Below are 16674 nucleotides of genomic sequence, written 5' to 3'. Positions count from 1 at the left end.
TAGTGATGCATCAAAGAAGAGTACCTTGGGGTGATAGACGTTTGTTCTTTGGACCGGGCCCTTTTATTGGAGGGTTACTAGGAGGTTTCTTAGGTAGCGCACTTTTTGGTCCACCGAGACCATTCTATCCACCATATGCCGTATACCCGCCATTTTATAGTCCGTTTTATGGTGGTTATCCTTATTATTGGTAAAATGCTGATGAGATCCGTCATTTATATTAAAAAAGCACCTTGTCATTATAGACCGGGTGCTTTTTAACCTGTTTAAAGATGAATTATTCAGCCCGTCTCGGTACAACCGCCATTGTACATCTTGAAACACAAATTAATTTATCATTTTCATCTTTAATTTTAATTTCCCAAATTTGTGTCGTACGGCCACGGTGAAGTACATGACCTTCTGCTGTTACGATTCCATCTCGTTTGGAGCGGACGTGGTTGGCATTAATTTCGAGACCAAAGGTAGCTTCTTTTTCTTGATCAATAAGATGAAATGCACCGACACTTGCAACGGTTTCAGCTAAGGCGACTGATGCACCGCCATGTAAATAGCCAAGGGGTTGTCTCGTTCTTCCATCAACCGGCATTGTCGCTTTAACATAACCTTCTTCTAATGTAACGACTTCAATTCCTAATGCTTCAATTAGTGTGTTTGGAACCATTATTTCAACTCCTCCAGAGTTTTTTATTTAAATATATTATTCTATTATTTATTTCGTTTTCCTCTTTTTGTCAATGAAAAAAGAGTACTAGATGAATTGTAACTAGCACTCTTGATAGATTTAGTGTGTTGTACTTAAGCGTTGCTGCTCCTCTTCCCTTTCTTCATTTTTCACCGACCAAATTAATATTACAAAAGCGATAAATAAAATAGCGCTTGTGACAAAAAACACAGAAGAAATCCCAATGATACCTGAGACAAAGCCACCTAATGTTGGTCCTAACACATTTCCTAAAAATCGGAAACTCACATTATATCCGTTCACTTCACCTTGAATTTCAACTGGTGCTACCTGTCGAATATATGCTGTCATACATGGAATAATTCCACCAATTGCCATTCCGAATAAAAATCGTAATAAAATGAGTTGCCATAAGGATGTTACTAATGCTTGAGGTATAAAGACAATGGCGCCACCTATAAGTAGCATCATAATAACTTTTTCGTAACCGATGCGATCGCCGAGTTTTCCCCATTTCCTTGTCGCAATTAAATTTCCGAAGCCCGTTGCGGAGAAGGTGAGTCCGGCAAGTAATGCAACGTTATTTGTATCTGCTAGTATATTAACGTATACAGCAAGCAGTGGTTGAATCGACATGACGGCTACTTGTGTGAGTAGCGAGATAATCATGACAGAAAGTAGCACTTTATTGTGTAATATTAAACTTAATACTTCTCTACTAGAATAGTGTTTTTGTTTTGCTTTCTTTTCAGTGGAAACTTTCTTTTCTTTGACACCAAAAATAACAAATAGAGAAGCGATGAAAATCGTAATGGATGTATAAATAAAGGTAAATTGAAATCCTACGGCATCAGCAAGTAGACCACCAATTAATGGACCGAATAATGTACCAGTAACTCCTCCCGTTTGTAAAATGCCTAACACTTCGCCGACTTTCTTTTTTGGCGTTTGTTTCGATATCATGGCAAGGGAGAGCGGAATAAATCCTGTTACTATCCCCATGAAAAAGCGTAAGAAGAATAGTTCATAAACGGAACTCATTAAACCCATTAAAAAGAGGCTTGCAGATATCCCAAAGCCCGTAAGTAGTAAAACTGGTTTAAAACCATACTTATCCCCGATACGTCCCCATATTGGTGAAAAAATAAACGCTGTTAAAAATGTAACACCGAAGATTAAACCTGCCCATTTTGTTACATATTCCGTGCTATAATCTCCAAAAGAATCAATGTAGAGAGATAAAAATGGCATAATCATTGTAATACTCGAAGAAACTAAAAAGTTGGCAATCCACATAATGAGCAAGTTTCGTTTGTCAGAATTGATAATATCACCTTCTATAAATATTTCGTATTACTAAATAATAGTATAGCTTTTTTGTCAGAATAAATAAACTGTTTAGCCTCGCGAAATATTTGCGTATAGCCCGGTATAAGGGGGATAAGATGGGAAAAGGGAACGATTTTAGCCATTCCCTCCCGTTTCCTTATTTTTGCTTACTATAGAAGTAACGATCATATTCCTTATGAAGTTCTTCTAAATTACGTAAACTTTTTTGCGCAAATTCCGTATCCTCTTGTTCTAGCTCCTTTTTTAACTTGTCAAAGGCTTCCTTTAATGATGCTGTGTATTCTGGAATTTCCCCTTCATACGGTTTAACTACATTTTTAGGGACAACGGTTTGTTCACGGTAAGCTAATGCTTTACGTTCATGGAAAATTGGAACATCTGCTTGTTTCGGATTATGTAAATCACCTTGCATCGGATGTTTTAAAACAGCTAATATTTTTACTACATAATTTGTTTCTCTTTCTTCCGTTACTTCGCCAATATATACGCCTGTTTTTCTAAGCACTCTCACAATCGTACCAATAGCAATCTCAGACATTAAACTTCCTCCCAAAATTCATCTTTATATTTATTATCGCTTTAATTTTTTGTTTTCCAAACTTAAAAGCTTGAACATTGTGGAGATGGAGTGTTAGCACGATTTTATCGTAATATTTTTGTTCGTAAAAGTTGTTTCTTAAAGTAGTTTAGGATAACATACATAAAGAAAGAAGAATAAAGAGAGCAATCTAATGGTGATTTTCATATATATTTGGATTGCAAATTTTACATAGGAGTGAAAAGAATGAGTGAACATGTATATCCGCAATTTACGAATGAAGTGCTTGAAGGTGAAATTGTTGCTGAAATGGTAACAAACTATGGCACAATTAAACTAAAACTTTTCCCGGAATTTGCACCTAAAACGGTTGAAAACTTCGTAACTCATGCGAAAAATGGTTATTATGAAGGAATAATTTTCCACCGTGTAATTAAAGATTTCATGATTCAAGGTGGCGACCCAACTGGAACTGGAATGGGCGGCGAAAGTATTTATGGTGGATCCTTTGAAGACGAGTTTAACCCACGTTTATTCAATTTCCGCGGTGCTTTAAGTATGGCAAATGCGGGTCCAAATACAAACGGTAGTCAATTCTTTATTGTGCAAAAGTCAGACTTTGAACCAGGATTTGAATTGCAAATGAAACAAGCAAACTTCCCTGATGAAGTAATTGAACATTATAAAGCAAATGGTGGTACACCATGGTTAGATTACCGTCACACTGTATTTGGTCATGTTATCGAAGGAATGGATGTTGTTGATAAAATCGCAAACGTTCAAACGGGTATGGCAGATAAACCGGTTGAAGATGTAGTGATTGAAAAAATTAACGTAATTGAATAGTTGAACGATAGGCCTGGAGATAAAATAGTCTTCGGGCTTTTTTAGTGTTTGTCAGATGTTTTCTTATTTCGTGCAAGTTGATTGAATAGTTGTTATAATTGGGGTAATAAAATGCGGAATTTTTTGTTATTTCCGTCAAAAGGGGAGCGTTAATGATGACTTCCTATGTAATCGGGATGCTTTTTTTATACTTTCCAGAAGATAAATCAGAATATATTCCTGCATTCATATCGTTTTCAATATTTATAGTCATTTGTATTTTTACTTTTCGCTTTTTCGTTAAATATTCGAAAAAGGAGGAAGAGAAAGCAAAAAAGTTAGAGGAAAAATTAAAAAGTGACAATGACGAGCGCTCCGATTTAAAATAAGGTAGCGTTCTTTTTTTTACATAATGAGAAGTAAAGGGGATTTGCTATGAAATATATTTTAGAAGGACAAAGAATTGGCTTACGTGAATTAGTTGAGTTGGATTGGAATGCTGTTCACGATTATGCATCAAAACCAATCGTTACGAGATATCAGCCGTGGGGACCAAATACTGTAGAAGATTCAAAAGCTTATATTCAAGAAGTTTTAGATGATGCTTCGCAGGATCCGCGGACTAGATTTGTTTTTGCCGTGATTGAATTAGAAGAAGAGAAATTAATAGGTGCAGTTGAAATAAATATTCGAGATAGTTTTAATTTAGAAGGGGAGATTGGATATATCATTCATCCGGATTATTGGGGAAAAGGATATGCAACGGAAGCGGCTTCGTTAATTTTGGACTTTGGCTTTGCTAATTTAAAACTCCATCGAATATTCGCAACCTGCGATCCAAAAAACATTGCTTCTTCAAAGGTTTTAGAGAAAATCGGAATGTTTAAAGAAGGGACTTTAAGGGAACATATGCGGTTAAGAGATGGTGGCTGGCGAGATTCATTTCTATACAGTATTTTGGAAAGTGAATGGATTTTGAGAATTCATAAGGCGTTGCAGTTTGATTGAGGTTCGGATTTGATGAAGGACAAAAGTAAGTAGAATTTGAAGAAAAATGTCTTTCATCGATCTTATGAAGGACAAAAGTAAGTTGAAATTGAAGAGAATTGTCCTTCATCGATTTTATGAAGGACAAAAGTAAGTAGAATTTGAAGAAAAATGTCTTTCATCGATCTTATGAAAGACAAAAGTATGTTGATTTTGGAAAGAAGTGTCTTTCATCGATCTTATGAAGGACAGAAGTATGTTAATTTTGAAAAGAAGTGTCCTTCATTGTGCTTATGAAAGACAAAAGTATGTTGGTTTTGGGAAGAACTGTCCTTCATCGATTTTATGAAGGACAAAAGTAAGTAGAATTTGAAGAGAATTGTCCTTCATCGATTTTATGAAGGACAAAAGTAAGTTGAAATTGAAGAGAATTGTCCTTCATCGATCTTATGAAGGACAGAAGTAAGTTGAATTTGAAGAGAATTGTCCTTCATCGATTTTATGAAGGACAGAAGTAAGTTGAATTTGAAGAGAATTGTCCTTCATCGATTTTATGAAGGACAGAAGTAAGTTGAATTTGAAGAGAATTGTCCTTCATCGATTTTATGAAGGACAAAAGTAAGTAGAATTTGAAGAAAAGCGTCTTTCATCGATCTTATGAAGGACAAAATTATGTTGGTTTTGGAAAGAACTGTCTTTCATCGATCTTATGAAGGACAAAATTATGTTGGTTTTGGGAAGAACTGTCCTTCATCGTGCCTATGAAGGACAAAAGTATGTTGGTTTTGGAAAGAACTGTCTTTCATCGTGCCTATGAAAGACAAAATTATGTTGGTTTTGGGAAGAACTGTCCTTCATCGTTCCTATGAAGGCCAAAAGTATGTTAATTTTGAAAAGAAGTGTCTTTTATCGATCTTATGAAGGACATAATCATGATTATTTCTAAAAGCTCTGTCCTTCATCCCTCAAAACTTCCACAATTTATTTAAAAGCCCGCTTTAGCCGATGCAATCCCTCCTGCAAAGTAGCATAGGTACAGCCTATATTCATACGGACAAATCCGGTCCCATCTGTACCATACTTATTACCAGGTTCCAAACCTAATTTTCCGCGCTGAATCAGCCGTTCTTTAATTTCTTCATCATTTAAGCCTAAGCCACGACAATCAACCCACATTAAATACGTTCCTTCGGGTGCGGTGACTACTAACTCTGGTAATTCTTCACTCACGAATTCTATTACAGTGTCACGATTTCTTTGTAAATATGGGAGTAAGGCTTCGAGCCACTCTTCACCATGTTTATAAGCGGCTTCTAATGCCACATTACCAAATATATTCAAGCCATGATAGCCGACTTTCCCTTGCACAGCTTGTACTTTCTTGCGAATTTCACCATTAGGGATAATCATCATTGAAGCTTGTAAACCAGGGATATTAAATGTTTTACTTGGAGCTATACAGGTAATCGATATGTTTTCCCAACTCTCATTTAAACTTGCAATCGGTGTATGTACATTTGGTTTGTAAATAATATCGGCATGGATTTCATCGGAAACGATGTAAACACCGTACTGTTCACATAGTTCACCCATTTTTTCTAGTTCTTCCCTCGTCCAAACACGACCGACCGGATTATGAGGACTACATAAAATGAACAATTTTACTCCACTTTTAAGTTTTTCTTCAAAATCAACAAAATCAATTTCGTATTTCCCATCTTTTAAAACAAGTGGATTTTTCACAATTTCCCGTTCGTTATTTTCAATCATAAAATAAAACGGGTGATAGACAGGGGTTTGAATCAAAACCTTGTCCCCTACTTCCGTTAACGCTTGAATAGCAAAACCTATAGCTGATACAACACCTGAGCTTGGCATGAGCCAGTTTTCTTTAATTTCCCATTTGTAACGGTTTGCCACCCAATTGCTAATAACCGTATTTAATTGTGAAGAAGGCATGCCGTAACCGAATATTCCATGTTCCACTCGTTTCATTAATGCTTCTTTAATATGTGGTGGAGATGCGAAATCCATATCTGCAACCCACATTGGTAAAATATCATCAGTCCCGTACACAGCTTTTGTGGCATTCCACTTAACTGAATCTGTATTTAATCGATTAATATGTTCATCAAAATTAAACATATTTTCAATTCCTCCCCCGAATAAATTTAATGTAAAAATGTTATTTAGAGCAATCCTTTAGTTTATCATAGGGGATTCGTTCACCTAGCCAAAAAATACTATCCAACAAACTCTTTTATTAGTCGGCATGTTTCGTCTGGTTTTTCTTCCGGAGTTAAATGCCCTGTCTTTTCTAAAACAACTAATTCCGAGTTAGGTAAATCTTGATTGAGTCTCTTTCCAACTTGTAAAGGAACAATTCGGTCGTGTGCCCCCCAAACTAATAAACAAGGTATATGAATTTTATTTAAATCTTCTTTACTTAAATCTCCTTCCCGGTCGCGACTAAATTTCGCAAGGGCATGAAAAATAGCGTCATTTTCAATATATGGCTCTAGATAACCTTTTATCATACCTTCTGTAATTTGATTTTTATCATAAACAACTTTTAACAAATTCCCTTCCACGCCACCAGAATCAACTAATTTCTTTTTAACAAATATATGGGCAAAAGGTAAATAACTAAGGAAGATTAACGATTTACGAACTTGTTGTAAATATCCGGAGCTGGCAAAAAGAATAATTTTATCAAAAATTTCTGGTTGTTGGAGAGCCATGTAAAGTCCGATCTGACCGCCCATGGAATGACCAATTAAGCTGACGTTTTTTAACTGAAGTTTGTGTATTAGTTGGATAAAGGTTGCTGCGATATTTTTATAGGAGAATGTATATTTTAAATCTTTTCCACTTCTTCCAAAGGGAGGGATATCAACAGCAATAATATGATACTGTTTCATAAGTTCAGGAATGATGTAACGAAAACTGAAACTGGAGGCTAAAAATCCGTGAATTAGAAAAAGGGTCTTATTCGCATTTAGATTTGGATAAACCTCGTAATATAAGTCAATGCCATTAATCTTACTAATTTGAGAATATTGTTTCCGGTTAACGGGTTTTCCATTGTCTATTGTAGTTGGCATCTAGTAAACCTCCTTGTGTTCAATCGATGTACTTAATTTATGTATTTTTCTTTACAATAAACAAGAATATAAAAAAACACAAAAAAATTGGACAAACATTGAAAGTTTGTCCAAATCCAAAAGGGGGGATTACTAGAAAGCCTTACGGTCGTATTGTTTCCCCCGCATGATAAAAATATACATATAAAAAGTTAATTGAAGATAAGATTGTTAACGGGAATATCTAACGTGTTTGATAATCTTAAGAGTGTTTCTTGATCAGGAACTATTTTATTAAGTTCAATGAGTTGAACCGTTCTTACACTTTTTCCAATGCGAAAAGCTAATTCTTCTTGGGAAATTTGTAACTTTTCACGAGATTCGGCTATTATTTCACCTAAATTTGACATACCATCCCCTCCTTGAATTTGTTTTAGAATAACATAAAAACTTTATTGATAAAAGATAATTCTGAAAAAACAAATAAATAAACTGTTAATTTTTGAATTTTCTAATAAACTTTTGCTGATACTTTTGTAAATGGTAACATTGTGTGTTAAAATATTTTAATGCAAAAGATATTTAGGAGTGTTTTCATGAATGACCAAATCGAAGTGGGAAATATTGTTAAAGGAAAAGTGACCGGTATTCAACCGTACGGTGCATTTATTTCATTAGGCGAAGACAAACAAGGACTTGTGCATATCTCAGAAATTACGAACGGATTTGTTAGAGATATTCACGATTATGTAAATGTGGGTGATGAAGTTTCGGTTAAAGTTCTTTCCATCGATAAAGAAAGTGGGAAAATCAGTTTGTCGTTGAAGGCAGTAACGGAAGCGGACGGGAATCGAAAAGAACTCGGTAAAAATCATCTAGAAGAAATATTAAATTCATCCGGTCGCGGATTTAATTCACTTAAAGAAAAATTAGTGGAGTGGATTGAAGAGTCGAAAAAAAGTCATCTAATGCAGAAAAAGTAAAAGTTTAGTGGAGAAAGATCCTTAAAGCAGCATCATCTTAAGGATCTTTTTTTAATTTGCTTATTCAGTTATTCAAGTCATATCGCTCAGTAATCTGAATATACAATGTATTTGAACGTATTCCTTTCATTCTATGTCTTTTCTCATGTAAAATAATAATAAAAGCATGTGAAAAAGGGGGAGTTGTCATGCCAACTAAAGTTCAATCAGAAAAAATTATTGAAATAACGGAAAAATACGGTGCCCGGAATTATCATCCACTACCAATTGTTGTTTCAAAAGCGGAAGGGGTTTGGGTTGAAGACCCGGAAGGAAATAAATATATGGATATGTTAAGTGCATATTCTGCCGTTAACCAAGGCCATCGTCATCCGAAGATAATTGATGCATTGATTGAACAAGCAAGTAAAGTGACACTTACATCACGAGCTTTTCATAATGACCAGTTAGGTCCATGGTATAAAAAAGTTTCAGAGATTACCGGTAAAAATATGGTCCTGCCAATGAATACCGGTGCTGAAGCGGTAGAAACAGCTGTAAAAGCGGCAAGACGCTGGGCATACGATGTAAAAGGTGTGCCAGAAAATCAAGCTGAAATCATCGCTTGTGAAGGGAACTTCCATGGTCGGACGATGCTTGCGGTCTCTTTATCATCGGAAACAGAATATAAACGTGGGTTTGGACCGATGCTACCGGGTATAAAGTTAATTCCGTATGGTGATATTGATGCGTTGAAACAGGCGATAACAAAAAATACAGCAGCATTTCTTGTAGAACCAATTCAAGGTGAAGCAGGTATTCGAATTCCTCCAGAAGGATTTTTAACAGAAGCTTATGAAGTTTGTCAACAAAATAATGTATTATTTATGGCTGATGAAATTCAATCAGGATTAGGACGCAGCGGAAAAATGTTTGCCTGTGATTGGGAAGATGTCGAACCGGATGTTTATATTTTAGGGAAGGCACTTGGTGGCGGTGTCATGCCAATTTCCTGTGTCGCTGCCAACGAAGATATTTTAGGCGTCTTTAACCCTGGATCCCACGGGTCCACATTTGGCGGAAATCCGCTAGCTTGTGCTGTTTCAGCAGCTGCACTTGATGTTATATTAGAAGAAAAATTAGTTGATAAATCCCTCGAACTGGGCGAATATTTCATACAGAAATTAAAAACTTTAAACAACCCTAAAATAAAAGAAATTCGTGGTAAAGGGTTATTTATCGGTATCGAACTACATGAACCTGCAAGGGGATATTGTGAACAATTAAAAGAAGAAGGACTTCTTTGTAAAGAAACCCATGAAAATGTAATACGTTTTGCCCCACCACTTATTATTACGAAAGAAGAATTGGATTGGGCCTTTGAACGAATAGTAAAAGTATTTAATCAGTAGATAAGGAAGTACAATATGAAAATATTAGTAGTAGAAGACGATCAAACAATTGCATTAGGATTAGAATACTCATTACAACAAGAAAACTTTATAGTAGAAATTTGTCATGATAAAAGTTCGGCGCAACAAGTAATTGACAACCGACTAAACGAATTTGATTTATTTATTTTTGACTTGTCACTACCTGATGGGTCTGGATATGAATTATGCAAACTAGTTAAAAGTAAACAAGATATTCCGGTTATCTTTTTAACGGTGATGGACGATGAAATTAATGTAGTCATGGGTCTTGATATGGGTGCAGATGATTATATTACGAAACCCTTTCGAATACGGGAGCTAATTTCCCGTATTCGTACCGTCCTTCGCCGGTATAATAAACAGGTGCAATCAAATTCCATCATTCAGTTACAGGATCTTCAAATAAATGTTTTAGAAGGTAAAGTGTATAAGAACGAGGTGGAAGTTTTATTAACCGCATTGGAGTACCGACTACTTCTTATTTTTGCTAAGCATAAAGGGCAAGTTTTATCAAGATCCCAGTTATTAGAACAAATCTGGGATGTGGCCGGTGATTTTGTCAATGATAATACTTTGACGGTATACATTAAAAGATTACGAGAAAAACTAGAAGACAATCCACAACAGCCGAGAATTATTCAAACAGTGCGCGGGATTGGGTATAAGGTCGGTGATTAACATGTTGCGCAATCGGGAATTTAAATGGTATCTCATCATGGTTAGCATCATTAGTATGGCAGCCGTCATTGGTGCTGCCTATTTTTCTGTTTACTTTTCACTTTTTTTACTCCTTCTTTTTATTTTATTTATCGGGGTAAATGTTCGGTTAACCCGTTATCGCTATCAAGAAATTGAAAAGTTATCCGAGTATTTACGAAAAATTGCTAGTGGTGATTACGCGTTAGATGTACGGGAAAATGTTGAAGGTGAAATAAGTATATTAAAAAATGAAATATATAAAGTGACATTAAGATTATCTGAACACCGATTACTTCTCGAAAAAGAAAAAGCGAAATTAACTGAAGCGATTTCTAATATTTCACATCAATTGAAAACGCCGATCACCTCGATGACGGTTATGGTTGAATTACTAGCGAATCCGGCGTTACCGAAGGAAAAACGAGTACAGTTTACTCAAAAACTACTTCGGCAATTAGAAAGAATGGATTGGCTCGTTACATCTCTATTAAAATTAGCGAAAATTGATGCTGGGACTGCCAATTTTAAGCAAGAACGAGTTTCAGTGAAAAAATTAGTTGATTTAGCTGCAGAACCAATGCTCATTCCGATGGATATTAAAAATCAAACCCTTGAAGTTAGCGGTGACGAAAACACGAGTTTCATGGGTGATTTAAAGTGGACGATTGAAGCTATCGTAAATATTTTAAAAAATTGTATCGAACATACGCCAGAAGGTGGAAAGATTACCATTCGGTATGAAGAAAATTCTCTCTATACATTAATTGAGATCCAAGATAATGGTAAAGGAATACCTCGTGAAGATTTGCCCCATATTTTTAAACGGTTTTATAAAGGGAAAAATGCAGGTAGTGAAAGTGTCGGGATTGGACTTGCGATGGCACATAGTATTGTGAAAAACCAAATGGGAACCCTTGAAGTACAAAGTGTAGAAGGAGAAGGAACTAAGTTTTATATCAAATTTTTTAAACAAGTTATATAATGTTCTCCCCTAGATTAGGAACAGCGACTAATTTAGGGGGGAGTTTTACTCCAAATATCCTCACAAGTTTACTCTTTTCACCCTTAACTTCCCCAAGTGACTAAATTGTCACTTAATAGTCACTTGAAAGTCATTTCCACCATTTATAGTAAAATCAGAAATCAATTATGGAGGAATTATCATGGAGATTTTAAAAGTAGAAAATTTAACAAAGGTATATGGTAAGGGAGAAACAGCGGTTAAAGCATTAGACAATGTTTCCTTTTCTGTTAAAAAAGGTGAATTTATCGCCATAATTGGTCCATCTGGTTCAGGAAAATCTACATTATTGCACTTAATTGGTGGAGTAGATGTGCCAACGAGTGGGAAGGTGTTGATTGATGATACGGATATTTATGCTTTAAATGAAACGCAGCTTGCTATTTTCCGTCGCAGACAAATCGGGTTAATTTATCAGTTTTATAATTTAATACCGGTACTTACTGTGGAAGAGAATATGACACTACCTTTACTTTTAGATGGTCATAAAGTTGATGAAGAAAATTTTAATAATATAACAAAGGTACTCGGCTTAGAAAATCGCCTACAACATCTTCCGAATCAATTGTCCGGCGGGCAACAACAACGGGTTTCCATCGGACGGGCATTAATGAATAACCCAGCAATTATGCTTGCCGATGAACCGACAGGAAACTTAGATAGTAAAAATAGCAGTGAAATTATTGATTTATTAAAGTTATTCAACAAACAATATAATCAAACGTTAATCGTCATTACTCATGATGAGCACATTGCTTTACAAGCGGATCGTATCATTTCAATTGAAGATGGTCGCATTAAAAAGGATGAGGTGATCCGCGGATGAACATTGTAAACAAATTAACATTACGAATGCTAAAAGAAAATAAACGTCGTACACTGGTGACCATTATGGGGGTCATTATTTCAGTTGCAATGGTTACGGCAGTGGCAACACTTTTTAGTTCGTTTATGGATCTTCTACAAAAAGAGGCAATTGCAAATAATGGGAACTGGCATGTTTTATACAAAGATGTCGATAAAAAACAGCTATATGAGATAAAAAAGGATTCAGAAAGTGACACAGTCTTTATTTCAAAAAACTTAGGTTATGCAGAATTAGAAGGTAGTAAAAATCCAGATAAACCATATGTCCAAGTAAAAGAATATGACTCTAACGCCTTTGAACATTTTTCAATAGATTTAATTGAAGGAAGATTACCAAAAACACCAAAGGAAATCGTTATTTCTGAACATATTATTAACGATGGTGGAGTCTCCCTTGAAATTGGACAAACAATTACACTTCAAGTAGGAGAGCGTTATTATAAATTGGATGGAGAAGAAGGCATTGCCGGTGATATTTCATCTCTCATATACAATAATGGAGAAATTGCGGAAACCATTATTAATACGGTGGAAAAGGAATATGAAATTGTCGGGATTATCAAAAAACCGAATTGGGAATATTCCTTTACGCCGAGTTATACAGTCCTTTCATATACCCATGAAGCGTTCATTGGTGAAGAAGATCGAGTGAATGCATCTGTTCTCGTGAAAGACTTAAATCGTGACATTTTTGATTATAGTCAGAAATTAGCAGAGAGTCTCGGTATTGAGGAGGTAAGTTTTAATAATGAACTTTTACGTTATCATGGCGTAGTTGAAGGAGATAATTTAAATCGTACATTTATTTCTTTAGTTTCAATTATTATTGCTATTATTGTTATCGGTTCGGTTTCGTTAATTTATAACGCCTTTGCCATCTCCGTTTCTGAACGTTCTCGCTATTTAGGCATGTTGGCGAGCGTTGGAGCTACGCGCCGTCAAAAGCGAAATTCGGTTTACTTTGAAGGGATCATCATCGGTTTAATTAGTATTCCCCTAGGTTTAGTTGCAGGGATTGGTGGTATTGCGATTACATTAAGTTATATAAATGGTATGATACAAGATGTTTTTCATCTAGAAACGCCGTTATCGGTTGTCGTCACACCAACGACAATTATTTTAGCAATAGTCATTTCAATGTTAACGATTTTCATATCTGTCTTTGTTCCGGCGAATCGTGCATCTAAAATTTCTGCCATTGATGCAATACGCCAAACGAAAGATATTAAACTTTCACGAAAGAAAGTGAAAACTTCTAAGCTTGTACGTAAGATTTTTGGTATCGAAGCAGAAATCGGTTTAAAAAACTTAAAACGTAATAAAAAGCGTTACAATGCAACAATTTTTTCATTAGTTATTAGTATCGTTTTATTTTTAACTGTATCGTATTTTTCGAACACTATTCAAAAGGCTACTGAGATGTCTAACTTTAATTATGAATACGATATTTCAGTAAGTTTGGATCACCATTTTGAAGGAATGGATCAAGAATTAATAGAAAGTATTCGTTCATTAGATGAGATTACAGAAATGAACATCATTCATTATTATGGAAGCATTGTAGGAGATGTAGAGAAAGCCAAACTTTCGGATTCATTGCAAGAAGAATTAAAGAAATTCCCGGATATGCTGGAAGATGGTAAATATCGCTACCATGTTTATGTGAATGTTTTAGAAGATGAGGATTTAAAACGATATGCTGAACGAATAAATGTTGATTATGAGGATTTAACAAACACTGAAAATCCAACAGCTATTCTGTTTAACAAAAATCATTTTTACGATATGGATAAAGAAAAATATATCGAAGAAGAAGCGGTTAAATTAAACATTGGAGAAAAAATTACGCTACAATATTCTGATTGGAATACAGATCAATATATTCAACTTCCAGAAAAAGTTGAAATAATTGCTGAAGAAACGGAACAATTACCACTTGGTTTATATGGTTCTTTACATCCAGGACAGTTTAACATAGTTATGTCAAAAGCGAGTTTTGAAAAATTAGCCGGTGATGTTAATATCCAAAATGGGACGACGAGTGATATGTATATAAAAAGTTCCGACCCGATGAAAACTGCAGAAGACCTTGAAAAAATGGGTATCAATAAAAACGCCATCTATAATATTTATGAATATAAAAAAGATGACGAGAAAGTGTTGTTTATTATTGGTGTATTTGTCTATGGGTTTATTACGCTGATCACATTGATTACTGTATCGAATATTTTTAATACGATATCGACTAGTATTGCACTAAGAAAACGGGAATTTGGTATGTTAAAATCCGTTGGTATGACACCAAAAGGATTTAGTAAAATGATTAATTACGAAAGTATTTTCTACGGTATAAAATCTTTACTATACGCTTTACCGATTAGTATTATGATTATGTACTTTATTTACAAGGCAACAGAGTTTTCCTACGAATTTAATTTCTTCTTGCCGTGGAAAAGTATCGGCATAGTTATTGTGGCCGTGTTCTTGATTGTTAGTATCGTCATGCTTTATTCAAGTTCTAAAGTGAAAAAGGAAAATATTATTGACGCGTTGAAACAAGAAAATATATAAAGATTGAGTGGAAAAGCTAAAGTATAAAAAGAGCCGCCTTAAATGGAGGACGGCTCTCTTTCCGTTAACGATCTACGCGTGGTTCAGTTCTTGATAGTTCAACATTTGGTTTAAAGAGTAAACCAAGATTAATTAAACCAGCAATTCCAACTAGGCTATAAATAATTCTTGCAAGCATCGAATCATAACCACCAAATATGAAAGCAACTAAATCAAAGCCAAATAAGCCTATCAACCCCCAGTTAATTGCTCCAATAATTGTTAAAGCTAAAGCAAGACGTTGAAATCCACTCAAAAGTGTTTCCTCCTTTTAAAAAGAATTTATTTAGTTATAGAATGAGGTTAAATTAACAATTCTATGCATATTGTTAAAAAATAATTAACATGTATTAAAACAAAGTAATGGAAAAAAGGTATAATATATACATGAAGGAGATGTTTTCATGAGGAATTTTGAATTTTATAATCCGACAAAATTAATTTTTGGTAAAGGACAAGTAGAAAAACTCTGCGAAGAAGTACCAAAGTATGGGAAAAAAGTGTTACTCGTCTATGGTGGCGGTAGCATTAAACGAAACGGTCTATATGATCAAGTTGTAAAAATTTTAAATGAAATCGGTTGTGAAATTTTTGAACTGCCAGGTGTTGAGCCGAATCCAAGAATTTCCACCGTTCGAAAAGGTGTTGACCTTTGTAAAGCTGAAGGAATTGAATTTTTGTTAGCTGTCGGCGGTGGTTCTGTGATAGATTGCACAAAGGCAATTGCAGCAGGAGCGAAGTATGATGGTGACCCATGGGATTTTGTAACGAAAAAAGCGTTCCCAAATGATGCCTTACCATTAGGAACAATTTTAACTTTAGCAGCAACAGGTTCGGAAATGAATGCCGGCTCTGTAATTACGAACTGGGAAACAAATGAAAAATACGGATGGGGTTCTGAACATGTTTATCCGAAATTCTCCATCTTAGATCCTGTAAATACTTTTACCGTACCGAAAGATCAAACAATCTATGGGATTGTCGACATTATGGCCCATGTGTTTGAACATTATTTCCATCTTGATGAAAATACACCATTACAAGACCGGTGGTGTGAGTCAATTTTACAAACAGTAATTGAAACAGCACCAAAGTTAATGAATGACTTAGAAAATTACGAATACCGGGAAACGATTCTTTACTGTGGAACAATGGCATTAAATGGTATGGTATCTATGGGACTTGTAGGAGACTGGGGAACGCATGATATTGAGCATCCGGTATCAGCAATTTACGACATTCCACACGGTGGCGGTTTAGCGATTTTATTCCCGAACTGGATGAAACATAATTTATCAGTCAAGCCAGAGCGGTTTAAACAACTAGCTGTTCGTGTGTTTGGAGTGGATGAGACTGGTAAAACAGATGAAGAAATTGGTCTTGAAGGAATTGAAAAACTTCGCGAATTTTGGAATTCCATCGGCGCACCAAACAGGCTTGCAGATTATGGGATAGATGATAGTAAGATGGAAATGATGGTGGACCGAGCAATGCGAGAAGGTAGTCCAGGAGTGTTTAAAAAGTTAACGGCTGAAGATGTAGAAGCAATCTATCGTGCATCGTTGTAAAATAAATGACTTATGAAATTAAAACGACTTTTCAATAAAGTATACT

Annotated in this window: 18 protein-coding genes; 11 read left to right on the top strand and 7 right to left on the bottom strand. The window is 35.2% G+C overall.

What is annotated here, in order from left to right; all coding sequences use genetic code 11:
• Nucleotides 1-5 precede the first annotated feature (5 nt).
• Nucleotides 6-194: a hypothetical protein gene (locus tag GW534_RS07825; protein ID WP_161920502.1), complete on the top strand. Its 189-nt coding sequence runs from the start codon at nt 6-8 to the stop codon at nt 192-194.
• Nucleotides 195-277: 83 nt separating this feature from the next.
• Here GW534_RS07825 and GW534_RS07820 read toward each other — a convergent pair whose 3' ends face one another.
• From GW534_RS07820 to GW534_RS07810, 3 genes are all read right to left on the bottom strand, one after another.
• A complete protein-coding gene (locus tag GW534_RS07820) occupies nt 278-664 on the bottom strand; it encodes a hotdog fold thioesterase (RefSeq protein WP_202630868.1) in 387 nt (128 codons plus the stop codon).
• A 120-nt stretch (nt 665-784) separates the two neighbouring features.
• A complete protein-coding gene (locus GW534_RS07815) occupies nt 785-2011 on the bottom strand; it encodes an MFS transporter (protein WP_161920500.1) in 1227 nt (408 codons plus the stop codon).
• Nucleotides 2012-2171: 160 nt separating this feature from the next.
• On the bottom strand, nt 2172-2573 hold the full coding sequence (locus GW534_RS07810) for a kinase-associated lipoprotein B (RefSeq protein WP_161920486.1): 402 nt from the start codon (nt 2571-2573) through the stop codon (nt 2172-2174).
• A 246-nt stretch (nt 2574-2819) separates the two neighbouring features.
• On the opposite strand from GW534_RS07810, the gene GW534_RS07805 reads away from it, so the two are divergent.
• The 3 genes from GW534_RS07805 to GW534_RS07795 all read left to right on the top strand — a co-directional run bounded on the left by GW534_RS07805 (nt 2820) and on the right by GW534_RS07795 (nt 4406).
• Nucleotides 2820-3419, top strand: coding sequence for a peptidylprolyl isomerase (locus GW534_RS07805; RefSeq protein ID WP_161920485.1), 600 nt, complete (start codon nt 2820-2822; stop codon nt 3417-3419).
• Between the two features lie 152 nt (nt 3420-3571).
• The gene (locus tag GW534_RS07800) at nt 3572-3787 is read left to right on the top strand and encodes a hypothetical protein (protein ID WP_161920484.1); all 216 of its coding nucleotides are present in this window, start codon (nt 3572-3574) and stop codon (nt 3785-3787) included.
• 46 nt (nt 3788-3833) lie between these two features.
• Complete coding sequence (locus GW534_RS07795) at nt 3834-4406, top strand: GNAT family N-acetyltransferase (protein ID WP_161920483.1); 573 nt, start codon at nt 3834-3836, stop codon at nt 4404-4406.
• A 960-nt stretch (nt 4407-5366) separates the two neighbouring features.
• On the opposite strand, the gene GW534_RS07790 is transcribed toward GW534_RS07795, so the two are convergent.
• From GW534_RS07790 to GW534_RS07780, 3 genes are all read right to left on the bottom strand, one after another.
• Nucleotides 5367-6530 (bottom strand): MalY/PatB family protein, encoded by a 1164-nt coding sequence (locus GW534_RS07790; protein ID WP_161920482.1) that lies wholly within the window; start codon nt 6528-6530, stop codon nt 5367-5369.
• Nucleotides 6531-6628: 98 nt separating this feature from the next.
• On the bottom strand, nt 6629-7489 hold the full coding sequence (locus tag GW534_RS07785; protein ID WP_161920481.1) for an alpha/beta fold hydrolase: 861 nt from the start codon (nt 7487-7489) through the stop codon (nt 6629-6631).
• A 191-nt stretch (nt 7490-7680) separates the two neighbouring features.
• Nucleotides 7681-7878, bottom strand: a complete 198-nt coding sequence (locus GW534_RS07780) for a helix-turn-helix domain-containing protein (RefSeq protein ID WP_161920480.1) — start codon at nt 7876-7878, stop codon at nt 7681-7683.
• Between the two features lie 186 nt (nt 7879-8064).
• Between GW534_RS07780 and yugI the strand changes: the two genes are divergently transcribed.
• From yugI to GW534_RS07750, 6 genes are all read left to right on the top strand, one after another.
• Entirely contained in the window at nt 8065-8451 is a 387-nt protein-coding gene (gene yugI / locus GW534_RS07775) for a S1 domain-containing post-transcriptional regulator GSP13 (RefSeq protein ID WP_161920479.1), read from the top strand.
• Between the two features lie 188 nt (nt 8452-8639).
• Nucleotides 8640-9842 (top strand): ornithine--oxo-acid transaminase, encoded by a 1203-nt coding sequence (locus GW534_RS07770; RefSeq protein WP_161920478.1) that lies wholly within the window; start codon nt 8640-8642, stop codon nt 9840-9842.
• A gap of 15 nt (nt 9843-9857) precedes the next feature.
• Complete coding sequence (locus GW534_RS07765; RefSeq protein ID WP_161920477.1) at nt 9858-10541, top strand: response regulator transcription factor; 684 nt, start codon at nt 9858-9860, stop codon at nt 10539-10541.
• A gap of 1 nt (nt 10542) precedes the next feature.
• Complete coding sequence (locus tag GW534_RS07760) at nt 10543-11544, top strand: sensor histidine kinase (RefSeq protein WP_161920476.1); 1002 nt, start codon at nt 10543-10545, stop codon at nt 11542-11544.
• Between the two features lie 181 nt (nt 11545-11725).
• Entirely contained in the window at nt 11726-12409 is a 684-nt protein-coding gene (locus GW534_RS07755; protein ID WP_161920475.1) for an ABC transporter ATP-binding protein, read from the top strand.
• On the top strand, nt 12406-15021 hold the full coding sequence (locus GW534_RS07750) for an ABC transporter permease (protein ID WP_161920474.1): 2616 nt from the start codon (nt 12406-12408) through the stop codon (nt 15019-15021). Before GW534_RS07755 ends, GW534_RS07750 begins: the two co-directional genes overlap by 4 nt.
• Nucleotides 15022-15085: 64 nt before the next feature.
• Here the strand turns inward: GW534_RS07750 and GW534_RS07745 are convergent, their stop codons facing one another.
• Complete coding sequence (locus GW534_RS07745; protein WP_161920473.1) at nt 15086-15316, bottom strand: DUF378 domain-containing protein; 231 nt, start codon at nt 15314-15316, stop codon at nt 15086-15088.
• Nucleotides 15317-15464: 148 nt separating this feature from the next.
• On the opposite strand from GW534_RS07745, the gene GW534_RS07740 reads away from it, so the two are divergent.
• Nucleotides 15465-16628, top strand: a complete 1164-nt coding sequence (locus GW534_RS07740; RefSeq protein WP_161920472.1) for an iron-containing alcohol dehydrogenase — start codon at nt 15465-15467, stop codon at nt 16626-16628.
• Nucleotides 16629-16674: the final 46 nt, after the last annotated feature.

Source organism: Pallidibacillus pasinlerensis (assembly GCF_009996845.1).
Classification (GTDB): Bacteria; Bacillota; Bacilli; order Bacillales; family Caldibacillaceae; genus Pallidibacillus; species Pallidibacillus pasinlerensis.
This window is presented reverse-complemented; position numbering and strand designations above follow the sequence as displayed.

What these genes read in the sequence shown, in the direction of transcription:
- GW534_RS07760 (WP_161920476.1), top strand. Translation starts at nt 10,543, where the DNA reads ATGTTGCGCAATCGGGAATTTAAATGGTATCTCATCATGGTTAGCATC.
- GW534_RS07765 (WP_161920477.1), top strand. Translation starts at nt 9,858, where the DNA reads ATGAAAATATTAGTAGTAGAAGACGATCAAACAATTGCATTAGGATTA.
- GW534_RS07790 (WP_161920482.1), bottom strand. Translation starts at nt 6,530, where the DNA reads ATGTTTAATTTTGATGAACATATTAATCGATTAAATACAGATTCAGTT.
- GW534_RS07800 (WP_161920484.1), top strand. Translation starts at nt 3,572, where the DNA reads ATGATGACTTCCTATGTAATCGGGATGCTTTTTTTATACTTTCCAGAA.
- GW534_RS07810 (WP_161920486.1), bottom strand. Translation starts at nt 2,573, where the DNA reads ATGTCTGAGATTGCTATTGGTACGATTGTGAGAGTGCTTAGAAAAACA.
- GW534_RS07770 (WP_161920478.1), top strand. Translation starts at nt 8,640, where the DNA reads ATGCCAACTAAAGTTCAATCAGAAAAAATTATTGAAATAACGGAAAAA.
- GW534_RS07805 (WP_161920485.1), top strand. Translation starts at nt 2,820, where the DNA reads ATGAGTGAACATGTATATCCGCAATTTACGAATGAAGTGCTTGAAGGT.
- yugI (WP_161920479.1), top strand. Translation starts at nt 8,065, where the DNA reads ATGAATGACCAAATCGAAGTGGGAAATATTGTTAAAGGAAAAGTGACC.
- GW534_RS07750 (WP_161920474.1), top strand. Translation starts at nt 12,406, where the DNA reads ATGAACATTGTAAACAAATTAACATTACGAATGCTAAAAGAAAATAAA.
- GW534_RS07820 (WP_202630868.1), bottom strand. Translation starts at nt 664, where the DNA reads ATGGTTCCAAACACACTAATTGAAGCATTAGGAATTGAAGTCGTTACA.
- GW534_RS07785 (WP_161920481.1), bottom strand. Translation starts at nt 7,489, where the DNA reads ATGCCAACTACAATAGACAATGGAAAACCCGTTAACCGGAAACAATAT.
- GW534_RS07780 (WP_161920480.1), bottom strand. Translation starts at nt 7,878, where the DNA reads ATGTCAAATTTAGGTGAAATAATAGCCGAATCTCGTGAAAAGTTACAA.
- GW534_RS07755 (WP_161920475.1), top strand. Translation starts at nt 11,726, where the DNA reads ATGGAGATTTTAAAAGTAGAAAATTTAACAAAGGTATATGGTAAGGGA.
- GW534_RS07825 (WP_161920502.1), top strand. Translation starts at nt 6, where the DNA reads ATGCATCAAAGAAGAGTACCTTGGGGTGATAGACGTTTGTTCTTTGGA.
- GW534_RS07740 (WP_161920472.1), top strand. Translation starts at nt 15,465, where the DNA reads ATGAGGAATTTTGAATTTTATAATCCGACAAAATTAATTTTTGGTAAA.
- GW534_RS07795 (WP_161920483.1), top strand. Translation starts at nt 3,834, where the DNA reads ATGAAATATATTTTAGAAGGACAAAGAATTGGCTTACGTGAATTAGTT.